Annotated in this window: 13 protein-coding genes and 1 pseudogene; 12 read left to right on the forward strand and 2 right to left on the reverse strand. The window is 50.5% G+C overall.

From position 1 onward, the window contains the following. From G5367_RS01920 to G5367_RS01955, 8 genes are all read left to right on the forward strand, one after another. On the forward strand, window positions 1-411 hold the full coding sequence (locus G5367_RS01920) for a MerR family transcriptional regulator (RefSeq protein WP_047436889.1): 411 nt from the start codon (window positions 1-3) through the stop codon (window positions 409-411). A 36-nt stretch (window positions 412-447) separates the two neighbouring features. Next, on the forward strand, window positions 448-1209 hold the full coding sequence (locus G5367_RS01925) for a substrate-binding periplasmic protein (RefSeq protein ID WP_421243686.1): 762 nt from the start codon (window positions 448-450) through the stop codon (window positions 1207-1209). A 52-nt stretch (window positions 1210-1261) separates the two neighbouring features. Continuing rightward, window positions 1262-4264, forward strand: a complete 3003-nt coding sequence (locus G5367_RS01930) for a DUF748 domain-containing protein (protein WP_421243687.1) — start codon at window positions 1262-1264, stop codon at window positions 4262-4264. Window positions 4265-4488: 224 nt separating this feature from the next. Then, complete coding sequence (locus G5367_RS01935; protein WP_005345103.1) at window positions 4489-5085, forward strand: acetate uptake transporter; 597 nt, start codon at window positions 4489-4491, stop codon at window positions 5083-5085. A 539-nt stretch (window positions 5086-5624) separates the two neighbouring features. Next, window positions 5625-5927: a hypothetical protein gene (locus G5367_RS01940; protein WP_139748170.1), complete on the forward strand. Its 303-nt coding sequence runs from the start codon at window positions 5625-5627 to the stop codon at window positions 5925-5927. A gap of 277 nt (window positions 5928-6204) precedes the next feature. Next, window positions 6205-6525: a hypothetical protein gene (locus G5367_RS01945; protein WP_421293805.1), complete on the forward strand. Its 321-nt coding sequence runs from the start codon at window positions 6205-6207 to the stop codon at window positions 6523-6525. After that, a complete protein-coding gene (locus tag G5367_RS01950) occupies window positions 6522-6758 on the forward strand; it encodes an ABC-three component system middle component 6 (protein WP_019445258.1) in 237 nt (78 codons plus the stop codon). Before G5367_RS01945 ends, G5367_RS01950 begins: the two co-directional genes overlap by 4 nt. Further along, window positions 6749-8428, forward strand: a complete 1680-nt coding sequence (locus G5367_RS01955) for a DUF2326 domain-containing protein (protein ID WP_421243688.1) — start codon at window positions 6749-6751, stop codon at window positions 8426-8428. Before G5367_RS01950 ends, G5367_RS01955 begins: the two co-directional genes overlap by 10 nt. A 265-nt stretch (window positions 8429-8693) precedes the next feature. On the opposite strand, the gene G5367_RS01960 is transcribed toward G5367_RS01955, so the two are convergent. Together G5367_RS01960 and G5367_RS01965 are read right to left on the reverse strand one after the other, a co-directional pair. After that, a complete protein-coding gene (locus G5367_RS01960) occupies window positions 8694-9485 on the reverse strand; it encodes a zinc-dependent peptidase (protein ID WP_421243788.1) in 792 nt (263 codons plus the stop codon). A 71-nt stretch (window positions 9486-9556) separates the two neighbouring features. Beyond that, window positions 9557-9994, reverse strand: coding sequence for a GNAT family N-acetyltransferase (locus G5367_RS01965; protein WP_216978638.1), 438 nt, complete (start codon window positions 9992-9994; stop codon window positions 9557-9559). Window positions 9995-10343: 349 nt separating this feature from the next. Here G5367_RS01965 and G5367_RS01970 point away from each other — a divergent pair, with 349 nt between their 5' ends. From G5367_RS01970 to G5367_RS01985, 4 genes and pseudogenes are all read left to right on the forward strand, one after another. After that, window positions 10344-11843 carry an alanine/glycine:cation symporter family protein gene (locus tag G5367_RS01970; protein ID WP_139476900.1) on the forward strand — a complete coding sequence of 500 codons (1500 nt, stop codon included), beginning with the start codon at window positions 10344-10346 and terminating at the stop codon, window positions 11841-11843. A 288-nt stretch (window positions 11844-12131) separates the two neighbouring features. Then, a pseudogene (locus G5367_RS01975) lies at window positions 12132-13281 on the forward strand (replication endonuclease); the annotation flags it as partial. A 10-nt stretch (window positions 13282-13291) separates the two neighbouring features. Further along, on the forward strand, window positions 13292-13498 hold the full coding sequence (locus G5367_RS01980; RefSeq protein WP_421243689.1) for a hypothetical protein: 207 nt from the start codon (window positions 13292-13294) through the stop codon (window positions 13496-13498). A 788-nt stretch (window positions 13499-14286) separates the two neighbouring features. Further along, a complete protein-coding gene (locus tag G5367_RS01985; RefSeq protein ID WP_421243690.1) occupies window positions 14287-15423 on the forward strand; it encodes an LPO_1073/Vpar_1526 family protein in 1137 nt (378 codons plus the stop codon). Window positions 15424-15749 lie beyond the last annotated feature (326 nt).

Raw genomic sequence — 15749 nt, forward strand, 5'->3', positions numbered from 1 at the left:
ATGTCCCGTTCCCTGCCCGGCAAGGAGATCACCTACAGCATTTCGGAGCTGGCCCACGAATTCGATGTCACGCCGCGCACCATCCGCTACTACGAGGATGAGGGGCTGCTCACCCCGCTGCGGGAGGGGCAAACCCGTATCTACAGCCACCGGGACAAGATCCGGCTCAAATTGACCCTGCGCGGCAAACGGCTGGGGTTTAGCCTGGCCGAGATCCGCGAGCTGTTCGATATGTACGACACCGACAAATCGAGCAAAACCCAGCTCCACTCCATGATCCAGCTGATCGATGAAAAGCGCGACGCACTGCGCCAACAACTGGAGGATATCCAGATGGTGATGGCCGAGCTGGAAGCCGCCGAACAGCGCTGTGTTAATTCCCTTAACAGCTTGAAAACTGGCGCAGATTAACCGAATCTGGGAGCAAGCTATTGCCCTGGGGATCCCATGAGATATTGGTGCTGGTTTTTGCTCTTGTTCAGCCTCTCTGGCTGGAGCCATCCCCTCATCAAGGTTGGCGGATACCCCTATGCCCCCTTTGTGGTCAAACTCTCCGATTCCCGCTATGAAGGGCTGACGCTGGACCTCATCGCCAAGCTAAACGAGATCCAGCAAGAGGTAAGATTCGTGTTTGTTCCCACCTCGGCCGCCAACCGTTACAAGGCGCTCGATCTGGGCCGTTTCTCGCTGATGCTGTTTGAAGACACCAAGTGGGGCTGGGACACAGATAAATTCAAGATAACAGCCCCCTTTCTCGGTGGTGGTGAGGTCTATGTGGCCCTGAACAAAACGGGCCGGGATCAGCGCTTTTTCGATGACCCCTCTCGGCATCATCTTATCGGGGTGACCGGCTACCACTACGGCGTCGGCCAGTTCAATGCTGATCCCCTCTACCTGCAGCGCAAGCTCAATATCACCCTGGTCAAGGACAACATCAGCGCCCTGCAAGCCCTGCTCAAAGGGCGTGGCGAGGTAGCCATTCTCAACGTTTCCTACCTTAACCAGTATCTGCTGGCCCACCCCGACACCGCCGACCAGTTGCTGATCTCGCAGAAATGGGATCAACGATATCAACACCGCGCCATCCTTCACCCTGAGGCCCCCATTACCCCTGCCCAGCTGGAACAGTGGCTGGCAGCGCTGCAACAAAAGGGTGAACTGGATCGCCTTTGGACAAAGTACGGCGTACAACAGCACGCAACCCCATGATTACTATCCAGCTTTTCTGTACCATGGCGGGAACCAAATGGGAGTGCACCAAATGAATACCACCGAGCCCGAGTCCCCCAAGCTCCGCTTGCTGCGCTACCTTGCCTACGCTTTCCTGCTGTTTCTTATCCTGATCACTCTGCTGCTGTGGCAAACCCCCCGTCTGATCCAGCGCTATCTGCCCGGCTGGCTGGCCGAGCACTACGGCCTGCAGCTGACGCTGGGGGAAATTGACGTAGGTCTGCGCAACCCTTCTCTCACCCTCGGCGCGACAGCCCTGCTCGATGCCAAACAGCAGCCTATCATCCGTTTTGAGCAGCTCTTTATCACCCCAAACCTGCAAGCCAGCTGGCAGCAGAAAGGGGTCGTGCTTTCCGCCGTCACCCTGACTAACCCCGTGGTGCAGTTGCAACGGCTGGCAGACAAAAAGGGGGATGTTCGACTCAATCTGACCGATGCGCTGGCCACCCTGCTCGCCCCTGCGCCCTCCCCCGAGCCCGAGACAACCAGCGCCCCGCTACTGGTCGACATCGCCAGCATCGCGGTCACTGACGGCCATGTGCGCTATCAGGATCAACGCAAGGAGAGCGAACCCGGCTGGTTGCCGCCCCTCAATCTGGAAAAAGTGACCCTCAAGCTCGATAACCTGCGCACCGAGGCAAACCATCCGACCGCCTATCAGCTGAGCACCGCCATCAACGGCAAAAGCAGCCTCGCCGCTCACGGCAAGCTCGATGTGATGAGCGGCATGGGTCAGGGTAAGGTGAGCCTCAAGCAGGTCGACCTGAAACCCTTCGCCCCGCTCTGGGCACCCTATCTCAAGCTGGATCTGGCCAAGGGCCACGCCAATGCAGAGGTGGAGTACCAGCTTAAAGAGGGCAAGCAAGGGGTACTGTGGCAATTGTCCAAAGGCAAACTGACCCTGGACAACTGGCAGCTTAAAAAACACAAGGGCGACGAATTTGCCCGCTTCGGCCAGCTGGCCCTTAGCGATCTGGCTGTAGATGGCCAGAAACAGTCGCTCCAGATCGGCAAGGTCACTCTGCAACAACCCCTGCTCAAGGCCACCCTCAACCCACAGCAGGAGCTGGATCTGGCTGACTTGCTGATTGAACAGGCCCCCGCCAAACCCGCCAAAGGGGCCCACGCCGCAAACGAGGTGGCCAACAATGCGGCGCCCAAGTCGGCACAACAAGCAAAGACAGCCGGTAACGGCAAGAAACATACGCCAGACAAACCCTGGCAGTGGCAGATCAAGCAGATCCTTATCGACAAGGGCGATCTCACCCTCACCGAATCGAGCAGCGGCAAACCGCAGGCACGCCAGTTCTCCGGCCTCAAGCTGGCGCTGGGGCCACTGGGCAGCAAGGGGGAGCAACCGAGCAAACTGACTCTGGCCACCCAGTTCAACCAGAGCAGCCCCCTCGCCTTTGATGGCCAACTGACCCTGACTCCTTTCACCTTAAGCGGCGACATCAACCAGCAGGGGCTGCCCCTGACGCTGGCACAGCCCTATCTGGCCGATCTGGTACGCATCAAGGTGCAAAACGGGCTGCTGAGCAGCAAGACCCGCCTTGATCTCGCCACCACCGCCCAGGGAGATCTCAGCAAGCTGACCCTGCAAGGGGGGCTCGATATCAACGGACTCAAAGTAGTCGAACGGGCAGACAATCAGCGGCTGCTGGAGTTCAACACCCTGGCTCTCACCGGTCTGACGTACGACGGCATCAGCCAGCAGATGCGGATCAAGGACATTGCTCTGAACAAGCCCTTCGCTCGCATCGAGATCAACGAAGATGGCACCACCAACCTGCAACAGCTGCTGTTACCGCAGCCGGCGGCAACCAAAAGTACTCACGCGACGGCAGGCAACAAGGCTCCTGACTTTCGTTTCACCATCGATCAGCTGCGCACCGAGCAGGGCAACCTGCGCTTTGCCGACCGCAGCCTGAGTCAGGATTTTGTGGCCGATATCGCCTCGCTGGGCGGCCAAAGTCGCCATATCAGCAATATTCCGGGGCAACGCTCCGATCTCGCCTTCAACGGCAAGGTGGATCGCTATGCGCCAGTGACCATTCGCGGCGGCACCAACCTGCTGGTGGCCAACCCGATCCTCGACATCGCGGTCGCTTTCCACAATCTGGAGCTCACCACCTTCACCCCCTATTCGGGCACCTATGCCGGTTATGCCATCGACAAAGGGCAGCTCTCCATGAAGCTGCACTACAAGCTGGAGGGCAATCGGCTGGAGGGGGATAACGACATCACCATCAAGAAGCTGCAACTGGGCGAGAAGATCAAGAGCGATCAGGCCAAGGATCTGCCGCTGGGGCTAGCCATCGCCCTGCTAAGCGATGCCAACGGGGTGATACAGATGAACCTCAAGGTGAAGGGGGATCTCGATCAACCGGACTTCAGCATCGGCAATATTTTCTGGGATGTGCTGGGCAACACTCTGAGCAAGGCGATCACCTCCCCCTTCTCCCTGCTCGCCTCGCTGGCCGATGGTACCGAAGATCTCGACGAACTTCCCTTCCTGCCGGGGGATCCCGATCTCACCCCCACCCAGCAGGAGAAACTGGTCAAGCTGGCACAGGCCCTCAAGGAGAGACCCAAGCTCAGCATGAACATTCGCGGCAAGGTCAACTTCAACGAGGAGCGCCCCATCCTGCAACGGCAAAAGCTGGAGCGGGTACTGGCCAAGCTCACCGGCAATCAGGCGGATCTCGACCTGCTGGAACAGGATCCCGCACTGCAAGAGGCGCTGGCCCAAGCCTATGAAGAGCGCTTTGGCGAAGATCTAAATGATCTGGCGGACCGCCTCCATCTGGATGAAGAGAGCGCGGCACTGCGGGCACAAGCAGTGATCCTGCTGCGGGATCAACAGCTCATCACCGCCAAATCCCTGCGCAATCTTGCCATGCGCCGGGCGCAAAATACCAAAGAGTTTCTGGTCGACAACCAGGGGATCGCTCCGGAGCGGCTGTTCGTGCTCGACAGCCAGGTCAAGGAAGAGGACAAGGAAGCCAAAGTGATCCTGACACTGGATCAGTGACGCCGCCGCACTGCGCAAAAGCGTAATAAAAATACACCCCCTCAACTATTTTGACACCTTTTGCTCACCAAACAGCCTGCTTTGGTGAGCGTTTGGCCTCTGATGCAAATAATCACGTAGTTTTTTTACGATTTATCCCCCTTGCCCCCTTGCGGGCGCGCCGCAGCCTGCCTAAAATCGCGCGTCTTTTGTTAACCCCCACCTCTATTTTTGGAGAACGCCACGTGAGCGAAAAATTGGCCAACCCTGCCCCTCTGGGTCTGATGGGTTTCGGTATGACCACCATCCTGCTGAACATCCATAACGCAGGTTTCTTCCCCATCAGCGCCATGATCCTGGCCATGGGCCTGTGCTACGGTGGTCTGGCCCAGATCATCGCCGGCATCATGGAGTACAAGCGTGGCAACACCTTCGGTGTGACCGCCTTCATCTCCTACGGCACCTTCTGGTGGAGCCTGGTGTTCCTGCTGGTGATGCCGACCATGGGTCTGGCCGAAGCCACTCCGCACGCTTACATGGGTTGGTATCTGCTGATGTGGGGCATGTTCACCCTGTTCATGCTGGTTGGCACCGTCAACTACCCGCGCGTGAAGCAGTTCGTGTTCGCTTCCCTGACCGTGTTGTTCTTCCTGCTGGCCGCCCGTGACTTCACCGGCAGCACCCTGATCGGCACCATCGCCGGTTTCGAAGGGATCATCTGTGGTGCCAGCGCCATCTACCTGGCCATGGCCACCGTGATCAACGAGCAGTTCGGCCGCACCGTAATGCCGATCGGCGATCACAAGAAAGCCGCCGCCGTACAGCTGAAAGCCGCTGCCTGATAGGCAAGCCACTCAGATTGTGAAAAAGGCACCCTCGGGTGCCTTTTTGCTATTTCGCAAAGCTGATTGTCCCGCGCGCACTTTTTTCCTTTAGCGCCTCACAGTCAAATATCCCAAGCCTTGGATATTGCCGCATCCCCTCGTTATCCCTTCCCCCTTATTGACCTCTTTTAGCCGCTTCAGAACAGCTATATCAGCGCATTAACCGCAAGCGCAGGGAACAAATGCTCCAGCTTATCGGTATGGCCCTTACAAGATCATCAAGGCAGCGCCCCCTTGATGGATAGGTGGTGCGCCGCAAAATGGTAGAGGCACCCACTGCGGGCACGATAGAGGAATTGAGCGAGCGCAACGAGTTGCCCTCAAGCAGCGCCAGCTGCGCTCCTTGGATCTCCTGCAATAACTGTACGGCCAATGTTCAAACATAATGAAAATGCCACAACAATGGGATTTAGCGCACAACAGTGCATGATATTCAATTGACGCACGGCAGCTGTTATTGATATAACACATTCTTCGTGATTTTTTCGGGGGTAGGTATGGATACATTGATCGGGCTTATTCTTAAAGCTGGGGCAGGTTTAGCTGGTATATCAAGTGCTGTTTTCTTAATGATTTATCTTGAATGGTTAAAGTTACCTATATTTTCCAAGTTATCTCCAGACCAGACTTTTTACATTTTGATCCTGTCGGTGGTGCTGACCTTTATTTTTGCGCTAACACTGCTTACAGTTTATTTAAGAAAAAATAAGGCTACCAGTTCTGCGACTGCAAGTGGTGATGGCATTGCTGTTGTAAGTTCGGGCAGTGGAAATGTACACATCAATCGCACCATTAAATAGGTATGGGTATGTTTCCGACAAGCAATGCAAGAGCTGACGATGATGGCGTGGCTGTTGTTAATAGTGGCCCGGGCAGTGTAACTGTTAACAAAAACATCTTGAGTCAGACTCGCGCAGTAACCTCACTTCTAACTCCGATTATGGTGCGAATCATTGAGGTCTATAACCCCTCTTGTGATGTATCTGATTTAGATATAGGCATGCCAGGCGTAGAGGAAAAATTAAGTTTAATGCAGTTAAGGCATATGCATACAATCTGATAGAGTGTTGTAATTATATGTCTGTGATTGAAATGGTGATCGACACAATTGATAGTGAAGAACCGGGTTCAAAAGAGCGATTCTTATGGTCAATAAAGAAAAAGTATAGAGATGTCAAGCGACAACTAATGATGGATCATGGTTTTAATCCATTAGAAGATGATGTAATGGAATTGATTAACGCCAATGCAGATAAAATCATAAATCTAGTTTCAGAAAATATAATGTCAAGTGCGACTTCAACATTATCAGCGCCTATTGAGTTAATTGAAGCTGCACAGGAACTTATAGTTTGCTATGGATTTATAAACTGCCAAATCCTTGAGGCCCCGCAATGATTTTATCAAAAGCCTCTCCTCCTAAAAAATATCTTTATGTTATTGGAGCAAACATAATAGAGATTTTGTTAGATAATGACAGCGAGGCGTTGCCACCTATTTCCTTATATGAAAAATACAAAATAAAGCACAACTCAATATCTCTATCTTATATTATCTATGGGTTGGACTGGCTGTTTATAATTGATGCTATTTATCTTGATGAATCCGGTGATATAAAATTATGCAACTGATTGAATTAAATGTTTATGATAATGGTGAACTAATTAGAAACATTCCTTTCAGAGATGGAATAAATATAATAACTGATGACGGCGACAATGGTAACCAGATTGGGAAAAGTACGGCGCTAAGGGTAATAAACTTTTGCTTAGGATCCGATGGGAAATCCATCTGGAAAGACCCAGAAAATAACAAAGTTAATGTTGAGGTAGAGTCCTATATTACATCAGGAAGAATAACCTTCGAGTTAAAAATAAAGCTAGGCTCAATCCTTCACACAATAAGAAGAAAGTGCGCCCTTGTTAATAAAAGACTGAAATATATAAGTTCGATTGATGATGAGAGCATAAACTCTCAATCAGCATTTGTTTCTGCTATAAGCCAACTCTTTGGGCATAATGCAGAAAAGCCAACATTCAAAATGATAAAAAGTAAGTTTTTTAGAATATCCAAGAAAACTGTCAATAACGCATATAAATTTCTTGATATTTATAGTCGTGATGATGACTACATTCTAGTATATGCTTATCTATTCGATTTCTCTGAACTTGAAAAATTGAAGGATAGTTTTTTCTTAAAAAAAGACATTCAGATTTTAGAAAATAGAAAAAATGCGCTGCTTAATGGAAAAAACCTTCTTGATTTTAAAGAGCGACTAGCCGAAATAGACCTTGAGATAAAGGATCTTAGAGAGAAGGCAGAGAATTACAATATCGGATTTTTTCAAAACAAATCTATTGAAGCACTTCGCCAATCAAGAGAAATAGGTGCAGCACTAACAGAAGAAATAACTAGCATCGAAACAAAGTTACTTTATAGTAAAAAAACAATTGCTGTATATGAAAGCAATATAACAGATGTTGACTCATCAGCAATTGAATCAATATATAATGAAGCGAAAATATTTTTGCCTACAATATCAAAAAAATTATCTGAGGTTGTACAATTCCATAATTCGATATTTTTAAAAAAAGCTGACTATGTAAAAGAGCAGGTTTCAATATTAGAGCTTGAGTTGAAGCATAAAAAGCAAAAGCTAGATGAACATTTGGAAAAAGAAAAAGAAATAGTAAGCCTTTTGGCAAAAGATGGTCATTTAAGTGGGTTTATTCTTATAGATAAAGAAATAGAATCGCTTGCGGAAATTAGAGGAAACGTCTCATATGTCGTTCAAGAGGTTAGCAGCATTCTAGAGGATATATCAAACAAAGAAACAGGTCTAGCATTACTTAACAAAGAGATTAATATTGGGCTGAAAACATTAAATAGCAACATAAGTGCCTTTAATGTTTTTTATGAGCGAATTACGCACAAAACATTCAAGAAATACAAAAATACTTTTAAAGCTAATGCCAATGACCGTGGTGAAGTTACCTTTTCCATAATCAATGAGCATTTAAATACGGGTGATGGAGTTCCCCGAGCAGGGGCATTTGCCTTTGATGTCGCAATGGTCGAGTATATGAAGGAAAAAAGGACAAATAGCATTCAATTTACCATGCAAGATTATTTAGAGGCTATTGACGAATATTCTCTTAGTGCATTAATTGAATATGTGGAACAGAGAAAAACACAGACCATCATATCAATTCTTTCCGATAAGATATCGATATTGAAAAACCCAAACAAATTTATTGTTTTAAAACTGTCGAAACAAAATAAATTTTTCAAACTCATTTAGTTCTGAGCTAATGGATCAAGGTCAAAATTTAATGGTGCCACATATTTTGTCTAGAGAATATTTTAATCATGCTTGTAAATATTTAGATAGCTGTCAAACTAACTCAGATGAGTCACTAAATCCACGCTCATCTGCTCCCGCCTGCGGGCTTCGTGTAATAAATTATTTGCAAAAATAGAGTACCGCAAAACCATATACCCAGAGTCCAGCAACTCTGGGTATATGGCTAAAAACAAACCGATATTAATGGTGTTTTTTCACTGTTTTACAGTGGGTGATCTGTATTAATGGCACGGGCTCCTGCAACCCCCTCCCCCGCCAGCAAGCGGGTCGCGGGAAAACGCTGCGCGGGATCCTGGCTAAAGAACTGGCTCAGTTGTCGGTATACCGCCGGATAAACCTGCTGCAACCGCAGCGGGTCGGTAAAGAAGCACTCGCAGCTGACGGCAAAAAATTCGGCGGGATGTTCGGCCGCATAGGGATCGATGGCGGTTACCTCGTCCCGATCAAGCTGCTGGCACAGCGTATCGAAGGCGCTCTGAAAGGCCTGTTGCCACAGCTGGCTGCTCATCAGCCCCGGCAACGGCGGCGCACCGTCCGCCTCACCACCCAGCATGTCGAGTTTGTGGGCCAGCTCGTGGATCACCAGATTAAAGCCGTCCCAGTCGCCATCTTGCTGCAGTTCGCTCCAGGCCAGCACCAGCGGCCCTTGCGGCCAGGATTCGCCAGCATTCTCCTCTTCAAACTCACTCACCAGACCGAACTCATCCTGTACCTCCTGGCGCCGGGTCACGGGTTCGGGAATGATGATGATTTCGTGAAAGCCGCGATACCAGTCAAGGCCGAGGTGCAAGATGGGCAACGCCGCCTGCAGCGCCAGCACCGCCTGTTGACGGCGGCTGAGCTCTACCCCGATCAGGGTGAGGGTCTTGCGCTTGAGCAGCTGTTGCCCCAAGCCGATAAGCGTCGTCTGCTCGGTGTTGCTGAGCCCTTGCAAGATGGGCACAGCCGCCAGCGCCTGACGCCACAGTGCCAACTCATCCTCACTCATGGGCATTTTCGGGCGACCACCCAGCCATTTGAACCATCCCAGCACACCTACTCCTTCTTTTGATGTAAAAAAACAGGTTACAGCAGTTTGACGAACCGTTTCGGCCGCTCCTGATAATCCTGCGCCAGATAGAAACGGTGTGCCGCCTCGCGCTTGAGACTGCTGGAGAGCTCCAGCTGGGCGCAACCAGCGGCCCGCGCCATCGCTTCGGCGCCCTTGAGCAAGGCTGTGCCCACTCCCGCCCCTCTTGCCCCTTCATCGACAACCAGCGCCGAGATCAGGCCCCAAGCTGGTGCAACATGCAGTGGAGCCAGCTTGTGCCACACCAGCACGCCGACCACCTTGTCAGCCTGGGAGGCGAGCAGCACGGAGCTCGCGGGATCAGGCGCCAACAGGCGCGCCGTCACGTCAGCGCCTTCGGCAGGATACCCCAATTGGATGAACAGGTGGGCGATGGCGCTCCCGTCGTCGGCCTCAGGGGGACAGATCGTCAAGGTGTCAGGGTCATTGTTCATTGTTGGCCTCATGTTTGCTTTCCATTGTGTTACGCCCGTCACATTGTCCGGCGCAGATCAACAAGGAGGATTTCATCTTTACTCATAGAAAACGCTGCCTGCCATTATCCACCCACCCTTGTCAATTCACAAATTTGCAACAAAACAACATTTTTAGCTGGGAAGAATGGATTCAACTCGATATGTTACCTCCCATGCATGGCGCGGGTTTGCGCCCTGCCAAACCACTTGGAGCCACCCTCGTTTGCTTACCTCGGACTGTTAACAAATGAGCCCCAAACTGTGACAGAGAGCGAGGCCAAGATCTCGCCAAGACAGCGCCACAAACACAACAAAGGAGTTGTTGTACATGAATGAAATCGTCAATGCCATCAATGGTGTAATATGGAGCCCAGCGCTCATCTACCTGTGTCTGGGGGTCGGTCTTTACTTCTCCCTGCGCACCCGTTTTTTGCAACTGCGTCATATCAAAGAGATGGTGCGCCTGATGTTTGATGGCAAGAGCACCGATGCCGGTGTCTCCTCCTTCCAGGCGCTGGCCATGACCCTGGCCGGTCGCGTGGGGACCGGTAACATCGCCGGTGTGGCGACCGCCATCACCTTCGGTGGTCCGGGCGCCCTGTTCTGGATGTGGATGGTTGCCTTCCTTGGCGCCAGCTCCGCCTTCGTGGAGTCCACCTTGGGTCAGGTTTACAAGGAGAAGATCAACGGTGAATACCGCGGCGGCCCGGCCTTCTATATCGAGAAAGGGCTTGGCATGAAGTGGTACGCCTGGACCTTCGCCATCGCGACCGTCTTCGCCTGCGGCGTGCTGCTGCCTGGGGTGCAGGCCAACTCTATCGGCTCCAGCCTGCAGACCGCCTTTAATATCGATCCGAACGTCACCGCCGCCGGTCTGGCGCTGCTGCTCGGCTTTATTATCTTCGGTGGCGTCAAGCGTATCGCCAACTTCGCCAGTACCGTAGTGCCCTTCATGGCGCTGGGTTACATCATCGTGGCTTGCGTCATCATCGCCCTCAATATCGGCCAACTGCCGGGCGTGATCCTGCTGATCTGGAAGAGCGCCTTCGGTCTGGATGCCGGTTTCGGTGCCATTCTGGGTCTGGCCATCATGTGGGGGGTAAAACGCGGGGTCTACTCCAACGAAGCGGGTCAGGGTACCGGGCCGCACGCCTCCTCTGCTGCGGCAGTGAGTCACCCGGCGAAGCAGGGTCTGGTGCAGGCGTTCTCCGTCTATATCGACACCCTGTTCGTCTGCTCCGCCACCGGCTTTATGCTGCTGATCACCGGCCTCTATAACGTACAAGGGCCGGACGGCGCCGCCATCTACACGGGTATTGCCGGTATCGCAGCAGGCCCGGGCTATGTGCAGACCGCCATGGAGAGCATGATGCCGGGCTTTGGCAGCATTTTCGTGGCCATCGCGCTGTTCTTCTTCGCGTTCACCACCATCGTTGCCTACTACTACATCGCCGAAACCAACATCGCCTACATCAACCGCAAGATAAATCGCCCCTGGCTCACCTTCTTGCTGAAGATTGCGCTGATGGCTGCCACTGTCTACGGCACCGTCAAGACGGCAGATCTGGCGTGGGGCATGGGTGATATCGGGGTCGGCCTGATGGCATGGCTCAACATCATCGCCATCCTGCTGCTGCAAAAAACCGCCTTCACCTGTCTGAAGGATTATGAAGCGCAGCAGGCACAAGGGATTGACCCCGTATTCCACCCGGAGAAGCTCGGCATCAAGAACGCCGATTACTGGGTGGGCAAACGCTCCGAAGAGAACTTGGAGCGGGAGAAATCAGGCCATCAGTTCGAGCCGGATCAGGATCGCAAGACCTCCTGAATCAAAACGACATAAGAGATCAATAAAAATGGCAGCCTCGACTGCCATTTTTATTTCTTTAATTTCAGCAAGTTACACTTAAATCAAGGAGTTAAGTGCCACACAAGGGGACACTTTGGGACGTGAAAAGACACCAAAATTGGCAAAATGTGGACACTTTTTTCGGCCCATTCTAGGGGGAAATCAAGCTGGTTGAAGATGGTTTTCCAACGGGTTAAAGCGGACAGCGTCATTGAGATAATCCGGTGCAAAGTGGGCGTATGTCATCGTCTGATGAAATATCAAGTGGCCGCCCTCAAACGGAGGAACGCGCCCGTTTATGGATTTCGCGTTTGCGAGGCTCACCACGACGGCACCCCACTTTGACTGGAAAGAGATAGATCCGGCCAAGGGGGATGCCGCCGGCTATATCGCCAAATACATTGCCAAGAACATCGACGGCGCCTACCTGGACGATGACGAAGAGGCTGGCACCGCCGCCGATGAGGGTGCCCTGCATGCCGTGGCTTGGGCCAGTTGGTGGGGCATTCGCACCTTCCAGCAGATCGGCGGTGCCCCGGTCGGAGTATGGCGCGAGCTGCGCCGCATCAGCAACGCCAAGAAGCATGCCGAACTGGTTGGCCCGCCCAAGCCCGTGCTGCAAGACCCGCGCTTTGAGGCAGCCCGCTTTGCCGCAGATAACGGCATTTTCCGCTGCTACCTGCACGCCATGGGCGGCGCACTGGCAACCCGTGCCGAGCACCCCATCAAGCTGGCCCACCTTATTGAGGAGCAAGCCAACAGCTATGGCGAAGACATCAAGCGCCTGATGGGCATTACCTCCGCTCGCCTGGGCATCAAGACCCGCCTGCAAGGGTGGGAAATTGTGCCCGCCGGCACCCATGAAGCCAGGAAAGCCGCCGAGGCAGCAGCGAGGGGGGTTGGGGTTAAGACGGGCGACAGCCCGGCACCTTGGAGCTCTGACAATAACTGTACGCTACCGGATCCTGATGCCTTCGCAGACCAGATCATGAGGGAACAATGGGGATTATCGCCCTTTTCCATTGAGCGATTAAGGGCTGGTGCCAGCGTCAGCACGGACGGCTTCACCCTTTGGCTGGAGAACGGACAGGTGCAGTCGAGCCGCTTGACCCCATCGGACGATAACGACCCACTTATCGAGCTGGAATGGCTGCGCGCAATGGTCGGTGCACCAGAACCTGGCGAACAGCCCGACACCATTCCTCCCGATGATGAGCATTGGCCGACGCTGGTGATGGATTGCTACGATCTGTTCAACGCCTGCGGATTCGAGGCATGCCATCAGTGGATCGCTGCTTTGCCCAACCCATATCAATGTGAACTCTGGCGAGTACTTGATAAATTAGACTGGGCAGACCGACACGAAGTGGAAAGTCCACTGTTTGACGAACTGATGATCGAGGTAGCGTGTGACTGATCTTTTTTCCATGCTGGAAGCCCTGCAGGGCGAATTGCCTGATGCATCGCACACCTACAAACCGCTTACGGCGCCACAATATGATGCACTGGAAAACCAGATTTACCGGATGGGCCCCCAGATTGACGGCACACCAGCATGGCCACAGGAATTGATGCTTGAGTGGTTGCGAGAACAAACACCGCATATCAAAAGTGTGGCTATCGCCATGATGTGACGAATTTATCGACCGGAACGCACGGGCTACCCACCTCTTCACTAAGCAATTCACTGCAGTAAAACGTCACCTATCCCAACTGATGATGCCTTTAGTTCCCCCATATAGCTAGACTGTGGGAAAGTGATATGCGGTTGATCACTTGGTACTGGATACCAACATCACCGGTAGTAGCTTCATCGCGCTGGATAAGCTCATGAATCTCACTTACCTCTACAGTCAAACAGAACAGCTCAAGGTACCATCTGGAATTATCTCAATTCAATGAGGCAAGTGGCTGACCAACGTAAACATACATTCGCCGGCAAACAAATAATTCTTAGTACACTTCATCTACGCTCTGTTGTTATAAACACCACACGTAACCTCAGTCAAAACATGCTCCTCAGCATCATGACCATGCCATGTGATACGTTATCTCGTTTACTTCCCTAGTTTTTCAAAGACGAGGCTTGGTGGAACTCTTATGGCGGCTTACGCGCTGTATCTTTGCACAGCAGATGTAATCCTATAAAAGGGTGCCAATCAAATACACCTAGACACCAGATATTGACTGGTAATATCATAAGGCACAGCTATTCTTCAGTGTCAGTTATGATAGCTGTTCTAAAACATACGAATGGTTATTTCATTTGATTTCTTTTTTATCTAATTAAAGGTATTAGTTTGGGAGAATACATTGGAAATTATAACTGAATGGATTAGTAATAACTACACTTGGGTATTCAGTGGGGTAGGTATTTCTATAATAGGGGTAATACTTGCTTTTTTCAAAAAGCGCGGGAGGAGTGGCATTACTCAAAAACAATGTTCTGGGAATAATTCTACAAATATTCAGGCGGGTGGAAATGTTTTCTTTCATAAAAAGAGTGATGAGTAGTTTAAACCAAAATCAGCAGTCCGGTGATAACTCAACCAATTTACAAGCGAGAGAAATTACTTTACATCAAGGCATCTCGTATTCGGATGCTAAAGAAATTGCAAATGATGTGTTCAAAGCAAATTTTATTGTATTAAAGCAAGAAGCTGCCCTTATTGCTCAAAATAGAGCAGAGGAAGTAACAGAAAAAGTAATTTCTCAGCTAGAATCTCGCCACCCAGATTCTTTGAATCAGTTTCAAACACCCGCCCTTCAAAATGCATTATTTACTGTTCAAAAACAATATGCCATCAGTGGAGATCAAGATCTGGGAGACCTCCTAGTTGACATTTTAGTTGATAGGGCCGCCTCACCCAAAAGAGACATGGTCCAAATCGTGTTAGATGAATCCCTTGGGGTTGCACCTAAACTAACTCTAGAGCAGTTCGATACATTAACACTAAATTTTTTATTTACCAAACACAGAAGACTTGATGTAAAAAGCTATCAAGATTTGATAGCTCATTTTAAAAACCGAGTAATTCCATTTTCTGAGAAACTTTCTGACAAACACTCTGATTATTCTCATCTAGAATACTTGGGATGTGGTTATGTTCGAGCTGGTAACTATGGCCAGCTTGAAGCTATTATAAGAACTAATTATAAAGCATTTTTCTCCAAAGGATTTAGTGAAGCAGAGTTAGAAGAAGTCGTAGGTACAGGAGTCAATGTTAATGGATTGATAATGCGCTGTTTACACGACCCTAGAAAATTACAACTTACAGCTTTGGATGACGATATACTGGAGAACATTGCTGATAGAAATGGTCTTAGTAGTGAAGTCAAGCAGAACCTAAAGCAGCTTTTTGAATCATCGACTAAGACTGTAGATGAGATAAAAGAAATGTTGATAACAGCAATGCCGGAAATGGAAAGGGTTTTCGACGTGTGGGTAGACTCTCCCTTTGACCAATTTGAATTAACTAGTGTAGGGATTGCTATTGCTCATGCAAATTACCGCAGGAGGATTAAAGAAAGTATGGATTTATCTATATGGATAAAATAGTTTGCCCACTAAATGCGGTTCACCCCTGCAACTCAAGTTGTGCAAATCTGTATAGATTATGAAATAATAATAGGATCAAATAAACCGCTACGTTAATTTAGTTGATTAATCTAATTGGGCACTATTCGTGCCCTAAATTTTTTGCGCACCAGAAGCTCATTAAGCATAGTGGTAAAACGTGGACTTAGCTTTACCATCCGTTCTCAGGTACGGGGAATCAGCTCAGGAATCAGGGCCAGTAGAGTTCGAATTTCATGAGTGGGCAACGCAAACGCACAACTGGTTAAGATCTATATCCTGCGGCAGGCCACTGGGAAGAGAAAAAA

It is taken from the genome of Aeromonas sp. 604282 (assembly GCF_049170575.1).
Taxonomy (GTDB): domain Bacteria; phylum Pseudomonadota; class Gammaproteobacteria; order Enterobacterales; family Aeromonadaceae; genus Aeromonas; species Aeromonas veronii_A.